Here is a 14,564-nt window from a genome sequence, read left to right as displayed (position 1 = left end):
CCCGGCCGAGCCCTCGCGCCCGGCCGGGGAACGCCGAGGGCTCAGCCGGCCAGGCCGAGCACCTCGGCCGCCGCGCGACCGTTGGCGTGGCTCGCGCCGTAGGTCGTGACGAAGGCGCGTACGCCCGCGGGCCGCCACTGCGCCGGCCAGCCCATCTCCACCACTGTCACCGGGTGCTGGGCCGCCAGGTCGGCGATCAGCTCCGGGCCGCCGGGCAGCCGGTGCAGGTGTCGCCCGACCAGCACGATGGGACGGTCGCCGGCCAACCCGCGCAGCGTCGCCGGATCGGTCTCGGTGGCGATCACCCGGATCTCCGGCACCCCGTCCAGGTGTGGACCGAGGCCCCACGGCACCCGACCCTCGGCCATCGTCGACTCCGTGTGCAGTTGCACCACAAGTGGCTGGTCCAGGCCGGTGAGCAGGCCGTCCACCCGGACCGCGCGGCGCGCCGCCGCGTACCCCAGCTCGGTGTCCTCGGTGGCCGGTGACGACCCGCCGGCGGCCCGGGTCCAGGCAGCGAGGTCGGCGGCGCGGCCGGCGGCCTCCTCGACCCGCGTCCTCGCGAGCCGGCCGTCGGCGAGCGCGTCGACGATCTCGGCGGCCACCCGCTCGACCAACTCGGCGTCGACCTTCGCGCCGATGCAGAGCAGGTCGGCGCCCGCGCCCAGGGCCCGGACCGCGGCCGGCCCGACCCCGCCGGCGGCCACCGCCGCGCCCTTCATCTCCAGTGCGTCCGTGATGACGGTGCCGGTGAAGCCGTACTCGGTGCGCAGCAGGTCGACCAGGACGGCCCGGCTGAAGGTGGCCGGGTCGGCGCCGGTGAGCTCCGGCACCCGGATGTGGGCGGTCATCACGGCGCGCGCCCCGGCGGCGACGACGGCCGCGAACGGCGGGAGGTCCCGCTGGCGGAGCAGGCCCAGCGGAGCGTCCACGGTGGGCAGCTCGTGGTGCGAGTCGGTGACGGTGGCGCCGTGCCCGGGGAAGTGCTTGGCGCAGGCGGCCACGCCGGCGGCCTGCAGACCGGCCACGGCGGCGGCCGAGTGGGCGGCCACCCGCACCGGATCCGCGCCGAAGGAGCGGGTGCCGATCACCGGGTTGTCGTCGGCGGTGTTGACGTCCACCGTGGGAGCGAGGTTGACGGTGATGCCCAGTGCGGCCAGCTCCGCGCCGATCGACTGGTAGACCCGTCGGGTGAGGGCCACGTCGCCGATCGCCCCCAGGGCGGCGTTGCCGGGGTACGGGCTGCCGGTGGCGTGCGCCAGCCGGGTCACGTCACCACCCTCCTCGTCGATGGCGATCAGCGCGTCCGGTCGACCGGCGCGCAGCGCGGCGGTGCTCGCCGCCACCTGCGCGGGATCGTGCACGTTGGTGCCGAACAGGGTGTGCCCGGCCAGGCCCTCGGCCAGTAGGTCGACAGCCCAGTCCGGCGGGACCGGTCCCGGGTACGCGGCCAGCAGCGTGCCCAGCGCCAGCCGGCGCAGTCCTGGATCCAACCCCACGTGATCTTCCCCCTTCGGTGCCCCGCGGGTACGAAACGTCGTACCGGTGGTGGTCTTGGCCCTGCCGACTCGGCGGAGCGTCCCACCGTCGAGTGGCCGTTACGCTACGGCTACCCGTTCGCAGGTCGGTTTACAGTTAGCAAAGTTTACTAAAACTAGAGGACGTGTCATGAGTGCGACCCGGCTGCCCGGCACCCCCCGTCTGTTGCGGGCGCTCAACGACCGTGCCGCGCTGGAGCTGCTCCTCGAACGCGGCCCGCTGACCCGGGCCCGACTCGGCGAGCTGACCGGGTTGTCGAAGGTCACCGCCTCGCAACTCGTCGAACGGTTGGAGGAGCGCGGCCTCGTCGCCCGGGTCGGCGAGCAGGCCGGCGGGCGAGGGCCGAACGCCCAGCTCTACGCGGTCCGCCCCGGCAGCGCGCACGTGGTCGGCGTGGACGTCGGGCCGGACCGGGTGGTGGCCGCGTGCGCCGACATCACCGGTGCGGTCATCGGCCGGGTGGAGCAGTCGACCCGGGACACCGACGACCCGGTGGGCGTGGTGCACAACGCCGTGGTGCAGGCGGCGAGCAGCGCCCAGGCGCAGCTGAGCAGCGTACGGCGGATCGTGCTCGGCACGCCGGGCCTGGTCGACCCCGGCACCGGCGACATCACCTTCGCCTTCAACCTGCCGCGTTGGCACAGCGGGTTGCTCGCCGCCCTGCGGGACGACCTGCACACGCCGGTGGTCTTCGAGAACGACGTCAACCTGGCCGCGGTGGCCGAGGCGCAGTCCGGCGCCGCCCAGGGGCTGTCGGACTTCGTGCTGGTCTGGGTGGGTGCCGGCGTCGGCCTGGCGATCATGCTGGGCGGGCGGTTGCACCACGGCAGCAGCGGTGCGGCCGGCGAGATCGGCTACCTGCCGGTGCCCGGCGCGCCCATCCCGCGCGACGTCTCCCGTCGCGCCAAGCCGGCGTTCCAGCAGTTGGTCGGCGCGGACTCGGTGCGCGCGGTGGCCCGCGAGCACGGCTACCCGGACGCCGACGCCGCCGAGGCGGTCCGCGCGGCCGTCGCGGCCGGTGCCGACGGCGGCCCGATGCTCGACGAACTCGCCCGTCGGCTCGCGCTCGGCGTGGCCAGCACCTGCGTGGTGCTGGACCCACCGCTGGTCGTGCTCGCCGGCGAGGTGGGCCAGGCCGGTGGCGCGGCGCTGGCCGACCGGGTGCAGCAGGAGGTGGCGGCGATCACCCTGGTCCAGCCGCGAGTCGTGCCGACCGGGTTGACCGAGGAGCCGATCCTGCACGGCGCGCTGCGCACCGCCCTGGACGCGGTGCGCGACGAGGTGTTCGGCTCCACCGTCGGCTGAGCCCGCTGCGGCGGTCATGTGAAGGAATATTTCACCGAGCGTCCGCAGGGTGCAAGCTCTTGCCGCGCGCCGTCGAGCCCCGGTCCGGCGGGCCGCCCATGACAGGACGGGCGGCCCGGTGAAGCCTCAGATCAGGTCGCGACGACGGAACATGGCGAACGCCGCCGCGGTCAACCCGCCGGTGATCGCCAGCAGCACCAACAGCGCCGGCACCCAGGTCACCGTGTAGAACCCCTCGCAGTAGGGGCCGTCGATGCTGCCCCGGCAGAGCTGGTCGTCGTAGAACCGCGCCCCGCCGTTGAGCCATGCTCCGATGTGGCTGGAGACCATGAACAGGTCCGGCTTCGGCGCGTCGACGATCTCCAGGACCAGCCGGCCGCCCAACTCCCAGACCACCCCGTACGCGGCGAGCGCCCCGAGCGCCGCCGACGTGTGCCGGCCCAGCGTGGCGATCGCGAAGCCCAACGCGGAGGACAGCAACACCAGCAGAAGCCCTCGGCCGTGCACCGCGCCGAGTGAACGCCAGAACTCGCCGTCCAGCCGGCCCGGCAACCCGGCGGTCTGACCGATCACCCAGAACGTGGCGAGGTAGGCCACCGACGCCAGCAGGGCCAGGACCAGCACCGTGCCGAGCAGGGTGCCCAACTTGGCCGAGAGCACCGTCATCCGGCGCGGTCGCCAGAGCAGCAGGTTCACCACGCCGCCCGAGGTCAGGTCCGCGCCGATGTAGGAGGCGCCGACCAGGAACCCGAACAGCACCAGGAACGCGATGAGGAAGTACAGCAGCGGCCGGGCCTGCTCGGCGAAGGTGAACACCCCGGGCAGGAAGTCGGCGGGGATCGGCAGTCGGTCCTGGCGGATCGGGTCGATCGCCGAGCAGTCGTTCGGGAAGAGCTCGTCCGTGTCGGCCGGCAAGGTGCCGTTCTGGCGGGCCAGGCACTCCTGGTGGGTGGCCTCCAGGTCGCGCCGCGCCTCGGCGGCCTCCGCCCGCGCCGAACTCAGTTCAATGGCGGTCGGCTTGTGGGAGCCGGCCATCGTGGTCGCCGCCGTGACGGCGAACGCCAACGCCAGGAGGACGACCATGAGCTGCACGAAGCGACGCGCGGACAGTCGCTCCAACTCGGCACGCACCAGGTTCACGCGTCCACTCCCCGATCGAGGTCGATCACAGCTTCGCCCTGCGGCAGCGACGAGTCGTCGACCTGCCGAGGCACTGACGGATGCTCGTACGCGCCGGTCAGCTCCAGGAAGACGCTCTCCAGATCCGGCCGGAGCGGCGTCAGCTCACCCACCCACAGCCCCTGCTCACCGAGCACCCGACTGACCACCGTCGGATCGCTCACCCCGCCCACCACCAACGCCCCGCCGTCCACGACCGCGGTCAGCTCGGCCGCGTGCAGCAGCTCCACGGCCCGCTCCGGCTCGGCCACCCGGACCAGGAACTCGTGCCGGTCATGGCCCGCCAGCACCTCGTCCACCCGGCCGGTCGCGACCCGCCGACCCCGGGAGATGATCGTGACGTGGTCGCAGATCAACTGGATCTCGCCCAGGATGTGACTGGACACCAGCACGGTCACCCCGCTGGCCGCCAGCGACCGCATCAGGTCCCGCATCTCCCGGATGCCCGCCGGGTCAAGCCCGTTCGCCGGCTCGTCCAGGATGAGCAACCGCGGGTCCTTCAGCAGCGCGGACGCCACCGCGAGGCGCTGCTTCATGCCCAGCGAGTAACCCCGCACCCGGTCATCGCCCCGCTCGTGCAGGCCCACCAGCTCCAGCACCTCATCCACCCGCGAGACCGGCACCCCACCGGCACGGGCCAACAACCGCAGCGTGCGGTAGCCGGTGAAGTTGCCGAAGAACTGCGGGCTCTCCACGATGGCGCCGACCTGGCCGGCCACCCGGGTCAGCAGCTCCGGCGACGGTTCGCCGAGCACGCTCATCCGGCCGCTGTCGGCGCGTACCAGCCCGAGCAGGGCCCGCAGGGTGGTGGTCTTGCCCGAGCCGTTGGGCCCCAGGAAACCGTGGACCTGGCCCTCCTCGACCAGCAGGTCGAACCCGTCCACCGCAACCCGTCGGCCGCTGCGCATGCTGTGGAAGGTCTTGCGCAGACCCTCGATCTCGATGACCGCGCTCATCGGCGCGGCTCCGTACGTCGACGGGGCATGGGCCGTCCTTCGGGCTTGGTGATCAACGACACGGCGCTTCACCCTATGGCCGAGGTGCCGCCCATGGGGGGCACCCCGGCGCTGCGTGGTTGGATGGTGCGGTGACTGGTGACCTGATCCCCGGCGCTGCCGGCGCCGCGCCTGCCGCCGCTCTCGTGGACCCGGATCTGGTGGTCAGCCTCGACGGCGTCGGCGTACGCCGCTCTGGCACCGCCCTCCTGCAGGACCTGACCTGGCGCGTCGAACTGGACGAGCGGTGGGTCGTGCTCGGCTCCAACGGCGCCGGTAAGACCACGCTGCTCAACCTCGCCGCCGGCCGGCTGCACCCCACCACGGGTGTCGCGCACGTGCTCGGCGAACGGATCGGCCGCACCGACGTCAACGAGCTGCGTACCCGGATCGGGCTCACCACCGCCGCGATAGCCGAGCGGCTGCCCGCCGACGAGCGGGTCAGCGATGTGGTGGTGACCGCCGCCTGGTCGGTGGTCGGCCGCTGGCGGGAGAACTACGACCGTGGCGACGAGGCACGGGCGCGGGCACTGCTGAGTCAACTCGGCGTCGGTGGCCTCGCCGAGCGCCGCTACGGGACCCTCTCCGAGGGCGAACGCAAGCGGGTGCAGATCGCCCGTGCCCTGATGACCGACCCGGAGCTGCTGCTGCTCGACGAGCCCGCCGCCGGGCTCGACCTGGGCGGTCGGGAAGACCTGGTCGCCCGACTGGCCGAGCTGGCGTACGACCCGGACGCCCCGGCGATGGTGCTGGTCACCCACCACGTCGAGGAGATCCCACCCGGGTTCACCCACGCGCTGCTGTTGCGCGAGGGTGGGGTGGTCGCCCAGGGTCTGCTCGCCGAGACGCTGACCGGTGACAACCTCTCCAAGACCTTCGGGCTGCCACTTGTGGTCGAGCGGTCGGGCGACCGCTTCACGGCTCGCGCCGCCTGAGCGCCGGAGAGACGGAGACGGCCGTGCCGCAGACCCGGGTCGCCGTGGTGGGCAGCGCCAACATGGATCTGGTCGCGATGGCACCCGCGCTGCCGCGACAGGGCGAGACCATGCTCGGCACCGATTTCGTGATGGTGCCCGGGGGCAAGGGCGCCAACCAGGCCGTGGCCGCGGTCCGAGCCGGCGCCTCCTGCGCCTTCCTCGGCGCGATCGGCTCGGACGCCTTCGGCGTCACCCTCAAGGCCCGCATCACGGCGGCCGGCGTGGACACCAGTCAGCTGCGCGTGGTCTACGGCGCGTCCGGGGTGGCGCTGGTGATGGTCAACGCCCAGGGGGAGAACGCCATCGTGGTCACCCCCGGCGCCAACGACGCCCTGGTCGGCCTCACCGAGGAGGAGTTGGCCACGGTGCGTGCGGCGGACGTCCTGGTCGCCCAACTGGAGATCCCGGTGCAGACCGTGACCGCCGCCGCGGTGGCCGCCCGCGACGCCGGCACCAGGGTCATCCTGAACGCCGCGCCGGCGCGGGACCTCCCGCCCGAGCTGCTCGCCGCCGTGGACCTGCTGGTCGTCAACGAGGGCGAGGCGCAGGCACTCGCCGGCCGAGGTCGGGAGGAGCCCCGCGCGCTGCTCGACCTGACCCCCCGGGCCGTGCTCACCCTCGGCGGTGAGGGCGCCTGGTACGTCGACCGGGACGGCACCGAGGTGCACGTGCCGGCTGTACCTGTCGACGTGGTCGACTCCACCGCCGCCGGTGACGCGTTCACCGCCGCGCTGGCCGTCGGGTGGGGTGAGGGGCGCGACGTGGTCGACGCGGTGCGCTGGGCATCGGCGGCCGGCGCTGCCTGCGTCCGCAAGCTCGGCGCGTCGGTGGCGCTACCGCGACGCGCCGAGATCGACGAGCTGTACGTACCGGCCTGAGCGCGTGCCGCGCCGGGCCGGTCTGGCTCGCGCGTGGGGCCGGCCCGAGCGCGTCGGCGGGTTACGCCCGCTGGCCCGCGCCGGTGCGGAAGGCCCGGCGGTACGCCGACGGTGAGGTCAGCATGACCCGGCCGAAGTGGTGCCGATAGGTGACCGGTGTGTCGAAGCCCACCGTGCGGGCGACCTGCTCGACCGGGGCGTCGGTCTCCTCGAGCAGCGTCAGGCTGGCGCGGATCCGCTGGTCGATCAGCCAACGGATCGGGCTGGTCCCGGTGGCCCGGGCGAAGTGCCGCAGGTAGGTGCGGGACGACATGTGCGCCCGCCCGGCGAGCTGGGCCACGCTCAGCGGCTCGGCGAGATGGGCGAGCGCCCAGTCGATGCTGCCCGCGATCCGGTCGTCGTCCGGGTCGGCGGGCACCGGCGCCTCGACGAACTGGGCCTGCCCGCCGTCGCGGTGCGGCGGGATCACCAGCCGTCGGGCCACCGCGTTGGCGATCGCCGCGCCGTGGTCACGCCGGATCACGTGCACGCAGAGGTCCAACCCGGCCGCGCTGCCGGCACTGGTCAGCAGGTCACCGTCATCGAGGTAGAGCACGTCCGGGTCCACCTCGACCCGCGGGTAGCGCCGCGCCAGCAGCTCCGCGTACCGCCAGTGGGTGGTGGCCCGTCGGCCGTCCAGCAGCCCCGCACCGGCCAGCGCGAACGCGCCCGAGCAGATCGACATGATCCGGGCGCCGCGCCGGTGCGCCCGGCGGAGCGCGGTGATCAGCTCCGGCGACGGGTCCGCGGTCACGTCCGGCACGCCGGGCACGATCACCGTCCGCGCCGCCGCCAGCTCGACCAGACCGTACGGGGTGTGCAGGCTGGCTCCGCCGACCACCGGCACCGGCCCCGGCTGCTCGGCGCAGAGCACCAGGTCGTACCAGTCGACGTCGAACTCGGGCCGGGCCAGCCCGAACACCTCGGTGACGATGCCGGTCTCGAACACCGACATCCCCGGGTACGCGAGCACGGCCACCCGGTGCGCGGCCGCCGGTCGGCGGGGCGCCGGCAGCGGGCGCGGGCCGGTGGTGGTGGCCGGTATCGGCATGGCGGGATGTTAGCGCAGGACGTCGTTCCCGCCACTCGTCCGGAAGTGGCAACCTGGCGAGGATCGGTGCATGACCTTCACCTTCGCCGTTCCGCCGGCCGATCCGGCCACCGCCGCCGCCTACTTCCGCACTCGGCTCAGCGTCGAGACCGACGTCAGTGACGTGCAGGCCGACCTGTCGGCCCGTACCCCGGGTCTGGTGGTCGTCGACTCCCGGGGCGCGGCCGCCTGGGCGCAGGGGCACCTCCCCGGCGCGGTGCACCTGCCCACCGCCGAGATCGCGACCCGGGCGGCGGACCTGATCCCGCCGGGCTCGGCGGTGGTGACCTACTGCTGGGGTCCGGGGTGCAACGGCGCGACCCGGGCCGCGCTGGAGTTCGCCCGGCTCGGTCATCCGGTGAAGGAGATGCTCGGCGGGTTCGAGTACTGGGCGCGGGAGGGGCTGCCGGTGGTGACGGAGGCCGGGTTGACCCGGCGACCGGTCGACGACCTCACCGCGCCCACCACGACGATCACCTGCGACTGCTGAGACACGACGCAGGCGGACGAGGGCTCAGCCGACGGGCTCCTCGGCGAGCTTCTCGCCGCGTCGACGCAGCATGCCCAGCCCGGGGATGCCGGCCACGGCGAGCTTGAGGTCGCGGGTCACGTCGAGCAGGTCGTGCAGGTCGGGCCCGACCCGGTCCAGCGTGGCCAGGATCGGCAGGATGTCCGCCGTCAGGTGTTCCTTGAGCTTCGGCAACTCGTCGATCAGGTGGATCGCCGCGCTGATCTCCTCGTGGCTCAACTCCTCGACGAATTTCCCGGCCATGGGAGCGGCCCGGCGCAGCGCCGGCTCGTACGCCGCCAGCAGTTCGGCCGCCGTGGCGGCGGCCTCCGTCGCGGTCCCGACGGTGGCGGCGGCGCGGCTCGCGACCCGGTCGGCCTCGGCGACCACCGTGCTCGCCGCCCGGGAGACCCGGTCGGCCTCGGCGACCACCACGGCGGCGGCGGTGGCCACCTCGGTGGCGGTGTCGATGGCGGTGGTCGCGGCGGCGCTGATGACGGCCACCTCGCGGACCGCCGTCTCGGCGTCGGCGAGCACCTGGTCGGTCCGCTCCAGGGTCGTCTCGATCCGGTCGACCACGCCGTTGATCCGGGCCAGCAGCGCCTCCACCCCGTCCAGCACGGCGAACGCGCGGGCGGGCACGGCTGCCATCGAGGCGGCCGAGCCGAGCGCCTGGTCGAGAGCGGAGCGGGTCAGGCCGACCACGGCGGTCGGGGTGGGCAGGGGAATGGCCATGGGATCAAGTGTGCGTCGGCCGTGCCACAACCGCCCGACGGCGCCGGTCAGCGTGACCGTCGACCGGCGGTGTCGGCGCGGGCGACCCGCAGCGCCCACCAGACCAGCGGCACCTGCAAGGGCACCCGTCCGTACGCGATGGCCCTCTTCGTGGGGCGCCGGTGCCGCCAGTCCACCGCCATCTTCACGTTCGCCGGCAGGACGGCGACGAAGAGTGCGGCGGCCGCCCGACCGCCGGCCGCCCGGGTGGACGGATGGGCCACCGCCGCCGCCACGGCCAGCTCGGCGAGGCCGCTGGCGTACGTCCAGAAACGGGCCGGGCCGGGCAACGCGCGCGGCACGATCGGGTCGTAGACACCGGGGCGTACCAGATGGGTGATGCCGGCCGCGGCGAGCAGCCCGGCCAGCGCGACGGCCTCGCCGCGGCGGTTGCTCATCGATGGTCCCCCTGCTGTTCGACGGCACGCTGCACGGCCCGGTAGATCTGCCCGAACCGTAGCGCGTCCGGGGTGCGCACCAGCAGATCCTCCCGGCCGTGGTGTTGCACCCACAGCTCGTGCACGTGGCTGCCACGCTCGTAGGAGCGGTCCAGCCAACCGAGCGGGATCTCCAGAAACGGTGCCAGGGCCAGCGCACCCACCGCGCAGGCGGCGAGAATGATCAGCGCCAACTGCCAGTTACCCCGGTCCTGTGCCGACCAGGCCAGTGACAGCACGCAGACCACGGCGACCAGCGGCGGCAGCGAGAGCAGCAGGACCAGGACACCGCGACCCAGCACCCGGCCGCGTACGGCGAGGGTCTTCTGCCCCCGCGCGTGCCAGACGAACGTCACGTCGGACAGGGCGATCACGTGACCGCCCGCCCGGATCGACTCGGAGGTCACCTGCACCGCGTCGTCCCGGTAATAGAGGGTCATCACTAAGCCTAACCACCGCCAGGCAACCCTCGCCTCGGCAATCTTGGACAGTTTCCGTTAGCGGCTAACGGAAACTGTCCAAGATCTGCGGCGGCTAGCGGCGCGTGACGGGGCGGGCCGGTTGGCTGTGCTCGACCGCGCGTTGCACCGCCCGGTAGATCTGCCCGAAACGCAGCGCGTCACCGGTGCGCAGTAGACGCACCGGTTGGCCGCGCCAACGGGCCCAGATCTCCAGTTGGCGGCTGCCCCGGGCGTACGAGCGGTCCAGGTGTTCGAAGAGGAAGTCGGCGACCGGCCCGACGGCCAACCCGACCAGCACCGACGCGCCGACGATCGCGATCGTCACGGTGGGTGAGCGGTGCAGCCAGACGGCCACGCCGATGCCGAGCACCGCCGCGACCAGCGGGCCCGCGAGGGCGGCGCCGATCGCACCCCGCCCCACCAGCACGCGCCAGGAACGAGTGCCCCGGCGGTGCCAGATCATGGTGATGTCGGACAGCGCGTAGCTGCGACCGTCGACACGGACGGTGGTGGAGGTGACCTGCACCGATCTGTCGTCGTAATACGTGATCATGGCTGGACTCCCGCCCATGGGGCTGACACCACACTACTTACCCAAACGAGCCGGGTCGTAAGGTTGGCACGCGACTTCGACGAGGAAGTGAGGGCAGCGTGGGCGAGTTCGTTCGGCTGGAGACCAAGGACGGCATCGGCACGATCCGGCTGGAGCGGCCGCCGATGAACGCGCTCAACACCCAGGTGCAGGAGGAGTTGCGCGCCGCCGCCACGGCGGCCACCGCCGATCCCGAGGTCCGCGCCGTCATCGTGTACGGCGGGGAGAAGGTCTTCGCCGCCGGCGCCGACATCAAGCAGATGGCCGAGATGTCCTACGTGGACATGGCCGACCGGGCCGCGAACCTGTCCAGCGCGCTCGGCGCGATCGCCCGGATCCCCAAGCCGGTGGTCGCCGCGATCACCGGGTACGCCCTCGGTGGTGGCTGTGAGTTGGCGCTGGCCTGTGACTGGCGGGTGGTCGCCGAGGACGCCAAGCTCGGTCAGCCGGAGATCAAGCTGGGCATCATCCCGGGTGCGGGCGGCACCCAGCGGCTGGCCCGCCTGGTCGGCCCGGCCCGCGCAAAGGACCTGATCATGTCGGGGCGGATGGTGGACGCGCAGGAGGCGCTGCGGATCGGCCTGGCCGACCGGGTCGCCCCGGCCGCCGAGGTGTACGACGCGGCCGTCGCGCTGATCACTCCGTACCTGACCGGGCCGGTGCAGGCGCTGCGCGCGGCGAAGCTGGCGGTCGACGGCGGCCTGGACATGGATCTGAACTCTGGTCTGGCCTGGGAGAGTCAGCTCTTCGCGGCGCTGTTCGCCACCGACGACCGGCGGGAGGGCATGGCGGCCTTCGTCGAGAAGCGCAAGCCGGGTTTCACCGGCCGTTGACCGGGTGGGGCTGGCGGTTCGCGCTGCCGGCCCCGACGGCGGGCCGAGGATTGTTCACATTGTGCCTACCGGCCAGTAGCGTGTGGCTTCGGTCATGAGCGACGAGAAGGAGCGGCGATGACGGAGCGGATCGAGGGTCACGGCGGCGAGTTGGCGCTCGCGGCACTACGCGCGCACGGCGTACGGGAGATGTTCACGCTGTCCGGCGGGCACGTCTTCCCGCTCTACGACGCCGCGTACAAGACCGACTTTCCGATCTACGACGTCCGGCACGAGCAGTCCGCGGTCTTCGCCGCCGAGGCGGTGGCCAAGCTCCAGCGCCGCCCCGGCCTCGCCGTGCTCACCGCCGGGCCCGGTGTCACCAACGGCATCTCCGGCATGACCAGCGCGTTCTTCAACGCCTCGCCGGTGCTGGTGCTCGGGGGCCGGGCGCCCGCGTTCCGCTGGGGCTCCGGCAGTCTGCAGGAGATGGACCACCTGCCGCTGGTCGCCCCGGTCACCAAGCACGCCGAGACGGTGTTCAGCACCGATGACATCCCGCGCGCGGTCGGTGCGGCGCTGCACGCCGCGCTCACCCCGCACCGTGGCCCGGCCTTCCTCGACTTTCCGCTGGAGACGGTCTTCTCGGTCGCCGAGGCCGAGCTGCCCACCGTGACCGGTGTCGACCCGATCGCACCGGACCCGGACGAGGTCGGCCGCGCCGCGCTGCTCATCGCCGGGGCCCAGCGACCGGTCATCATCGCCGGCTCCGACGTGTACGCGGGCGACGCGGTCGCCGCCCTGCGCGAGGCTGCCGAGGCGTTGCAGGTGCCGGTCTTCACCAACGGCATGGGTCGCGGCTCGCTGCCGCCGGAGCACCCGCTCGCGTTCGCCAAGGCCCGCCGGGCCGCGCTCTCCGGCGCCGACGTGGTCGTGGTGGTGGGCACCCCGTTGGACTTCCGGCTCAGCTTCGGTGACTTCGGTGACGCCAAGGTGGTGCACATCGTCGACGCCCCCAGCCAGCGGGCCACGCACGTGCAGCCGGCCGCCGCCCCCGCCGGCGACCTGCGCCTGATCCTCTCCGCGCTGGCCGACCACTCGGGTGACCGGGCCGACCACGCCGACTGGATCGCCGACCTGCGCGTGGCCGAGGACGCCGCGAAGGCTCGCGACGCCGCGGAGATGGCCGCCGAGACCGACCCGATCCGGCCGGCCCGGATCTACGGCGAGCTGCGTCGGGTGCTCGCCCCGGACGCGATCACCATCGGCGACGGCGGTGACTTCGTGTCGTACGCCGGGCGGTACCTGGAGCCGGCCCAGCCCGGCACCTGGCTGGACCCGGGCCCGTACGGCTGCCTGGGCACCGGCATGGGTTACGCGATGGGCGCCCGGGTCAGTCACCCGGACCGGCAGATCTGTGTGCTGATGGGCGACGGCGCGGCCGGCTTCTCGCTGATGGACGTCGAGTCGCTGGTCCGCCAGAAGCTGCCGGTGGTGATCGTCGTCGGAAACAACGGCATCTGGGGGCTGGAGAAGCACCCGATGCGGGCCATGTACGGCTACGACGTGGCCGCCGACCTCCAGCCGGAGCTGCGGTACGACACGGTGGTCAGCGCGCTCGGCGGTGCGGGGGAGACGGTCGCCAAGGCGGCCGACCTGGGCCCGGCGCTCCAGCGGGCGTTCGACTCCGGAGTGCCGTACCTGGTGAACGTGCTCACCGACCCGACCGACGCGTACCCCCGGTCGTCGAACCTGGCCTGAGTCGTACCCGCCGCCGCCGTCGCCCTGCGCCGGCGGCGGCGCGCTCACACCTCGGGTCGGTCACCCTCGCGCGGCGGCTCGCCGTCGCGTCGGCGCAGGTCGTCCTCGCGCCGCCGCAGGTCTTCCTCCCAGCGCCGGAAGAGCTCCTGGTCCTGCTGCTGGGCGCGTTCCCCGACGGAGCGCAGGAACTCCGGGTCGTCGTCGGGGGCCACCGGCCGGGGGCGCTGCCGCTCGCCGCCGCCGATGCCGCCCGGCCAGCCCTTGCCGGCGGCGGGGCTGGGCTCCCGGCCGACGATGAACCAGGCGATCGAGCCGACCAGCGGGAAGAACAGGATGATCAGCACCCAGGCGATCCGCGGAAGGGCACGGATCTTGCCCTCCTCGGCGGAGAGGCAGCTGATCAGCGCGCAGACGGCGAGGACAATCTGCACCAGGAAGAGGAGTACGCCAAGCCGGGCCATCCACCCATCATGGCGCACCGGCGCGCGTCACCACAGTCCGCGCAGGACCAGCAGCACTCCCAGTAGCGCCAGCACCACCGTGCCCACCGTGACCAGGGGCAGTGTCCGGCCGCCGGTGCGGGCCGGACCGGTGCCGCTGCCACGGGGCCAGCAGAGCACCAGCAGGGCACCCCACACCAGCACGGTGCCGCCGGCGAGCAGCGCACCGGACGGGTCGCCCGTCGACGCCAGCCGGACGGCGAGCACGGTCACCACGGTCACCGTGAGCAGGGTGCGCCGCCAGGCCAGCCGGGTCCGCTCCGGTTGCAGCCCCGGGTCGCGTCCGGTGCTCACCGCCCGCCGATCGCCCGCAGCAGGACGGCGACCACCAGCAGCAACGCGCCGACGCCGACGGCGAGCGCCAGGATGGCGGGGAACCGGGACGCGGGCAGCTCCTGACCGAGCCGGATGGCCCGTTCGGTACGCGCCCAGTGGTCCACCGCGCGGATCGCGACCGCCGCGCCGAGCAGCAGCAACGCCACCGCGATCACCTCACGCAGGTGGCTCATCGGCAGGGGTGGCAGGAACTGCGCGGCGGCCAACCCGCCTCCGACCAGCGCCAACCCGGTGCGCAGCCAGGCGAGGAAGGTCCGTTCGTTGGCCAGGGAGAAGCGGTAGTCCGGTGTTTCACCGACCGAGCCCCGCTCCGCCGGGTCGAACCACCGCCTGATCGCCTCCCACACAGTGGGAGATTATCCATTTCCCATCCCGCTTAGC

At 73.3% G+C, this 14,564-nt stretch carries 17 protein-coding genes; 6 read left to right on the top strand and 11 right to left on the bottom strand.

What is annotated here, in order from left to right; translation table 11 throughout:
- Positions 1-41: 41 nt before the first annotated feature.
- Positions 42-1,499, bottom strand: a complete 1,458-nt coding sequence (locus ACIBD9_RS07270) for a glycoside hydrolase family 3 N-terminal domain-containing protein (protein WP_396715354.1) — start codon at positions 1,497-1,499, stop codon at positions 42-44.
- A 169-nt stretch (positions 1,500-1,668) separates the two neighbouring features.
- Between ACIBD9_RS07270 and ACIBD9_RS07265 the strand changes: the two genes are divergently transcribed.
- Positions 1,669-2,844 (top strand): ROK family transcriptional regulator, encoded by a 1,176-nt coding sequence (locus tag ACIBD9_RS07265; protein WP_238659066.1) that lies wholly within the window; start codon positions 1,669-1,671, stop codon positions 2,842-2,844.
- Between the two features lie 126 nt (positions 2,845-2,970).
- On the opposite strand, the gene ACIBD9_RS07260 is transcribed toward ACIBD9_RS07265, so the two are convergent.
- Both ACIBD9_RS07260 and ACIBD9_RS07255 read right to left on the bottom strand, forming a co-directional pair.
- Positions 2,971-3,984 carry an ABC transporter permease subunit gene (locus ACIBD9_RS07260; RefSeq protein ID WP_396715351.1) on the bottom strand — a complete coding sequence of 338 codons (1,014 nt, stop codon included), beginning with the start codon at positions 3,982-3,984 and terminating at the stop codon, positions 2,971-2,973.
- Positions 3,981-4,979, bottom strand: a complete 999-nt coding sequence (locus tag ACIBD9_RS07255) for an ABC transporter ATP-binding protein (RefSeq protein WP_396715349.1) — start codon at positions 4,977-4,979, stop codon at positions 3,981-3,983. Before ACIBD9_RS07255 ends, ACIBD9_RS07260 begins: the two co-directional genes overlap by 4 nt.
- A gap of 131 nt (positions 4,980-5,110) precedes the next feature.
- On the opposite strand from ACIBD9_RS07255, the gene ACIBD9_RS07250 reads away from it, so the two are divergent.
- On the top strand, positions 5,111-5,953 hold the full coding sequence (locus ACIBD9_RS07250; protein WP_396715347.1) for an ABC transporter ATP-binding protein: 843 nt from the start codon (positions 5,111-5,113) through the stop codon (positions 5,951-5,953).
- A gap of 23 nt (positions 5,954-5,976) precedes the next feature.
- Positions 5,977-6,873, top strand: a complete 897-nt coding sequence (locus ACIBD9_RS07245; RefSeq protein ID WP_396715345.1) for a ribokinase — start codon at positions 5,977-5,979, stop codon at positions 6,871-6,873.
- Positions 6,874-6,934: 61 nt separating this feature from the next.
- Here the strand turns inward: ACIBD9_RS07245 and ftrA are convergent, their stop codons facing one another.
- Positions 6,935-7,963, bottom strand: a complete 1,029-nt coding sequence (gene ftrA / locus ACIBD9_RS07240; protein WP_396715343.1) for a transcriptional regulator FtrA — start codon at positions 7,961-7,963, stop codon at positions 6,935-6,937.
- Between the two features lie 70 nt (positions 7,964-8,033).
- Between ftrA and ACIBD9_RS07235 the strand changes: the two genes are divergently transcribed.
- Positions 8,034-8,492, top strand: a complete 459-nt coding sequence (locus tag ACIBD9_RS07235) for a rhodanese-like domain-containing protein (RefSeq protein WP_396715341.1) — start codon at positions 8,034-8,036, stop codon at positions 8,490-8,492.
- 24 nt (positions 8,493-8,516) lie between these two features.
- Here the strand turns inward: ACIBD9_RS07235 and ACIBD9_RS07230 are convergent, their stop codons facing one another.
- The 4 genes from ACIBD9_RS07230 to ACIBD9_RS07215 all read right to left on the bottom strand — a co-directional run bounded on the left by ACIBD9_RS07230 (position 8,517) and on the right by ACIBD9_RS07215 (position 10,735).
- Positions 8,517-9,245, bottom strand: coding sequence for a hypothetical protein (locus tag ACIBD9_RS07230; protein WP_396715339.1), 729 nt, complete (start codon positions 9,243-9,245; stop codon positions 8,517-8,519).
- A 47-nt stretch (positions 9,246-9,292) separates the two neighbouring features.
- Complete coding sequence (locus ACIBD9_RS07225) at positions 9,293-9,682, bottom strand: hypothetical protein (protein ID WP_396715337.1); 390 nt, start codon at positions 9,680-9,682, stop codon at positions 9,293-9,295.
- Positions 9,679-10,161 carry a DUF6232 family protein gene (locus ACIBD9_RS07220; RefSeq protein WP_088991167.1) on the bottom strand — a complete coding sequence of 161 codons (483 nt, stop codon included), beginning with the start codon at positions 10,159-10,161 and terminating at the stop codon, positions 9,679-9,681. Before ACIBD9_RS07220 ends, ACIBD9_RS07225 begins: the two co-directional genes overlap by 4 nt.
- 94 nt (positions 10,162-10,255) lie before the next feature.
- On the bottom strand, positions 10,256-10,735 hold the full coding sequence (locus ACIBD9_RS07215; protein WP_387167829.1) for a DUF6232 family protein: 480 nt from the start codon (positions 10,733-10,735) through the stop codon (positions 10,256-10,258).
- Between the two features lie 98 nt (positions 10,736-10,833).
- Here ACIBD9_RS07215 and ACIBD9_RS07210 point away from each other — a divergent pair, with 98 nt between their 5' ends.
- The gene (locus ACIBD9_RS07210) at positions 10,834-11,607 is read left to right on the top strand and encodes an enoyl-CoA hydratase/isomerase family protein (protein ID WP_396715334.1); all 774 of its coding nucleotides are present in this window, start codon (positions 10,834-10,836) and stop codon (positions 11,605-11,607) included.
- Between the two features lie 117 nt (positions 11,608-11,724).
- A complete protein-coding gene (locus ACIBD9_RS07205) occupies positions 11,725-13,347 on the top strand; it encodes an acetolactate synthase (protein ID WP_238658391.1) in 1,623 nt (540 codons plus the stop codon).
- A gap of 44 nt (positions 13,348-13,391) precedes the next feature.
- Here ACIBD9_RS07205 and ACIBD9_RS07200 read toward each other — a convergent pair whose 3' ends face one another.
- Genes ACIBD9_RS07200 through ACIBD9_RS07190 form a run of 3 tightly spaced genes read right to left on the bottom strand, consistent with a single transcriptional unit; the run spans position 13,392 to position 14,530 of the window.
- Positions 13,392-13,808, bottom strand: a complete 417-nt coding sequence (locus ACIBD9_RS07200) for a PLD nuclease N-terminal domain-containing protein (RefSeq protein WP_396715332.1) — start codon at positions 13,806-13,808, stop codon at positions 13,392-13,394.
- A 27-nt stretch (positions 13,809-13,835) separates the two neighbouring features.
- Positions 13,836-14,141 carry a DUF202 domain-containing protein gene (locus tag ACIBD9_RS07195; protein ID WP_396715330.1) on the bottom strand — a complete coding sequence of 102 codons (306 nt, stop codon included), beginning with the start codon at positions 14,139-14,141 and terminating at the stop codon, positions 13,836-13,838.
- Entirely contained in the window at positions 14,138-14,530 is a 393-nt protein-coding gene (locus ACIBD9_RS07190; RefSeq protein WP_396715328.1) for a YidH family protein, read from the bottom strand. The genes ACIBD9_RS07195 and ACIBD9_RS07190 overlap by 4 nt, the downstream gene beginning before the upstream one ends.
- Positions 14,531-14,564 lie beyond the last annotated feature (34 nt).

Source organism: Micromonospora sp. NPDC050784 (assembly GCF_044456765.1).
Lineage (GTDB): Bacteria > Actinomycetota > Actinomycetes > Mycobacteriales > Micromonosporaceae > Micromonospora > Micromonospora foliorum.
Note: the sequence above shows the minus strand (reverse complement) of the source record. Positions and strands in the feature narration are given on the sequence as shown.

Bases quoted from the DNA above. Each gene is read 5' to 3' on its own strand.
- ACIBD9_RS07265 (WP_238659066.1), top strand. From the start codon at position 1,669: ATGAGTGCGACCCGGCTGCCCGGCACCCCCCGTCTGTTGCGGGCGCTC.
- ACIBD9_RS07255 (WP_396715349.1), bottom strand. From the start codon at position 4,979: ATGAGCGCGGTCATCGAGATCGAGGGTCTGCGCAAGACCTTCCACAGC.
- ftrA (WP_396715343.1), bottom strand. From the start codon at position 7,963: ATGCCGATACCGGCCACCACCACCGGCCCGCGCCCGCTGCCGGCGCCC.
- ACIBD9_RS07235 (WP_396715341.1), top strand. From the start codon at position 8,034: ATGACCTTCACCTTCGCCGTTCCGCCGGCCGATCCGGCCACCGCCGCC.
- ACIBD9_RS07230 (WP_396715339.1), bottom strand. From the start codon at position 9,245: ATGGCCATTCCCCTGCCCACCCCGACCGCCGTGGTCGGCCTGACCCGC.
- ACIBD9_RS07225 (WP_396715337.1), bottom strand. From the start codon at position 9,682: ATGAGCAACCGCCGCGGCGAGGCCGTCGCGCTGGCCGGGCTGCTCGCC.
- ACIBD9_RS07220 (WP_088991167.1), bottom strand. From the start codon at position 10,161: ATGACCCTCTATTACCGGGACGACGCGGTGCAGGTGACCTCCGAGTCG.
- ACIBD9_RS07215 (WP_387167829.1), bottom strand. From the start codon at position 10,735: ATGATCACGTATTACGACGACAGATCGGTGCAGGTCACCTCCACCACC.
- ACIBD9_RS07205 (WP_238658391.1), top strand. From the start codon at position 11,725: ATGACGGAGCGGATCGAGGGTCACGGCGGCGAGTTGGCGCTCGCGGCA.
- ACIBD9_RS07200 (WP_396715332.1), bottom strand. From the start codon at position 13,808: ATGGCCCGGCTTGGCGTACTCCTCTTCCTGGTGCAGATTGTCCTCGCC.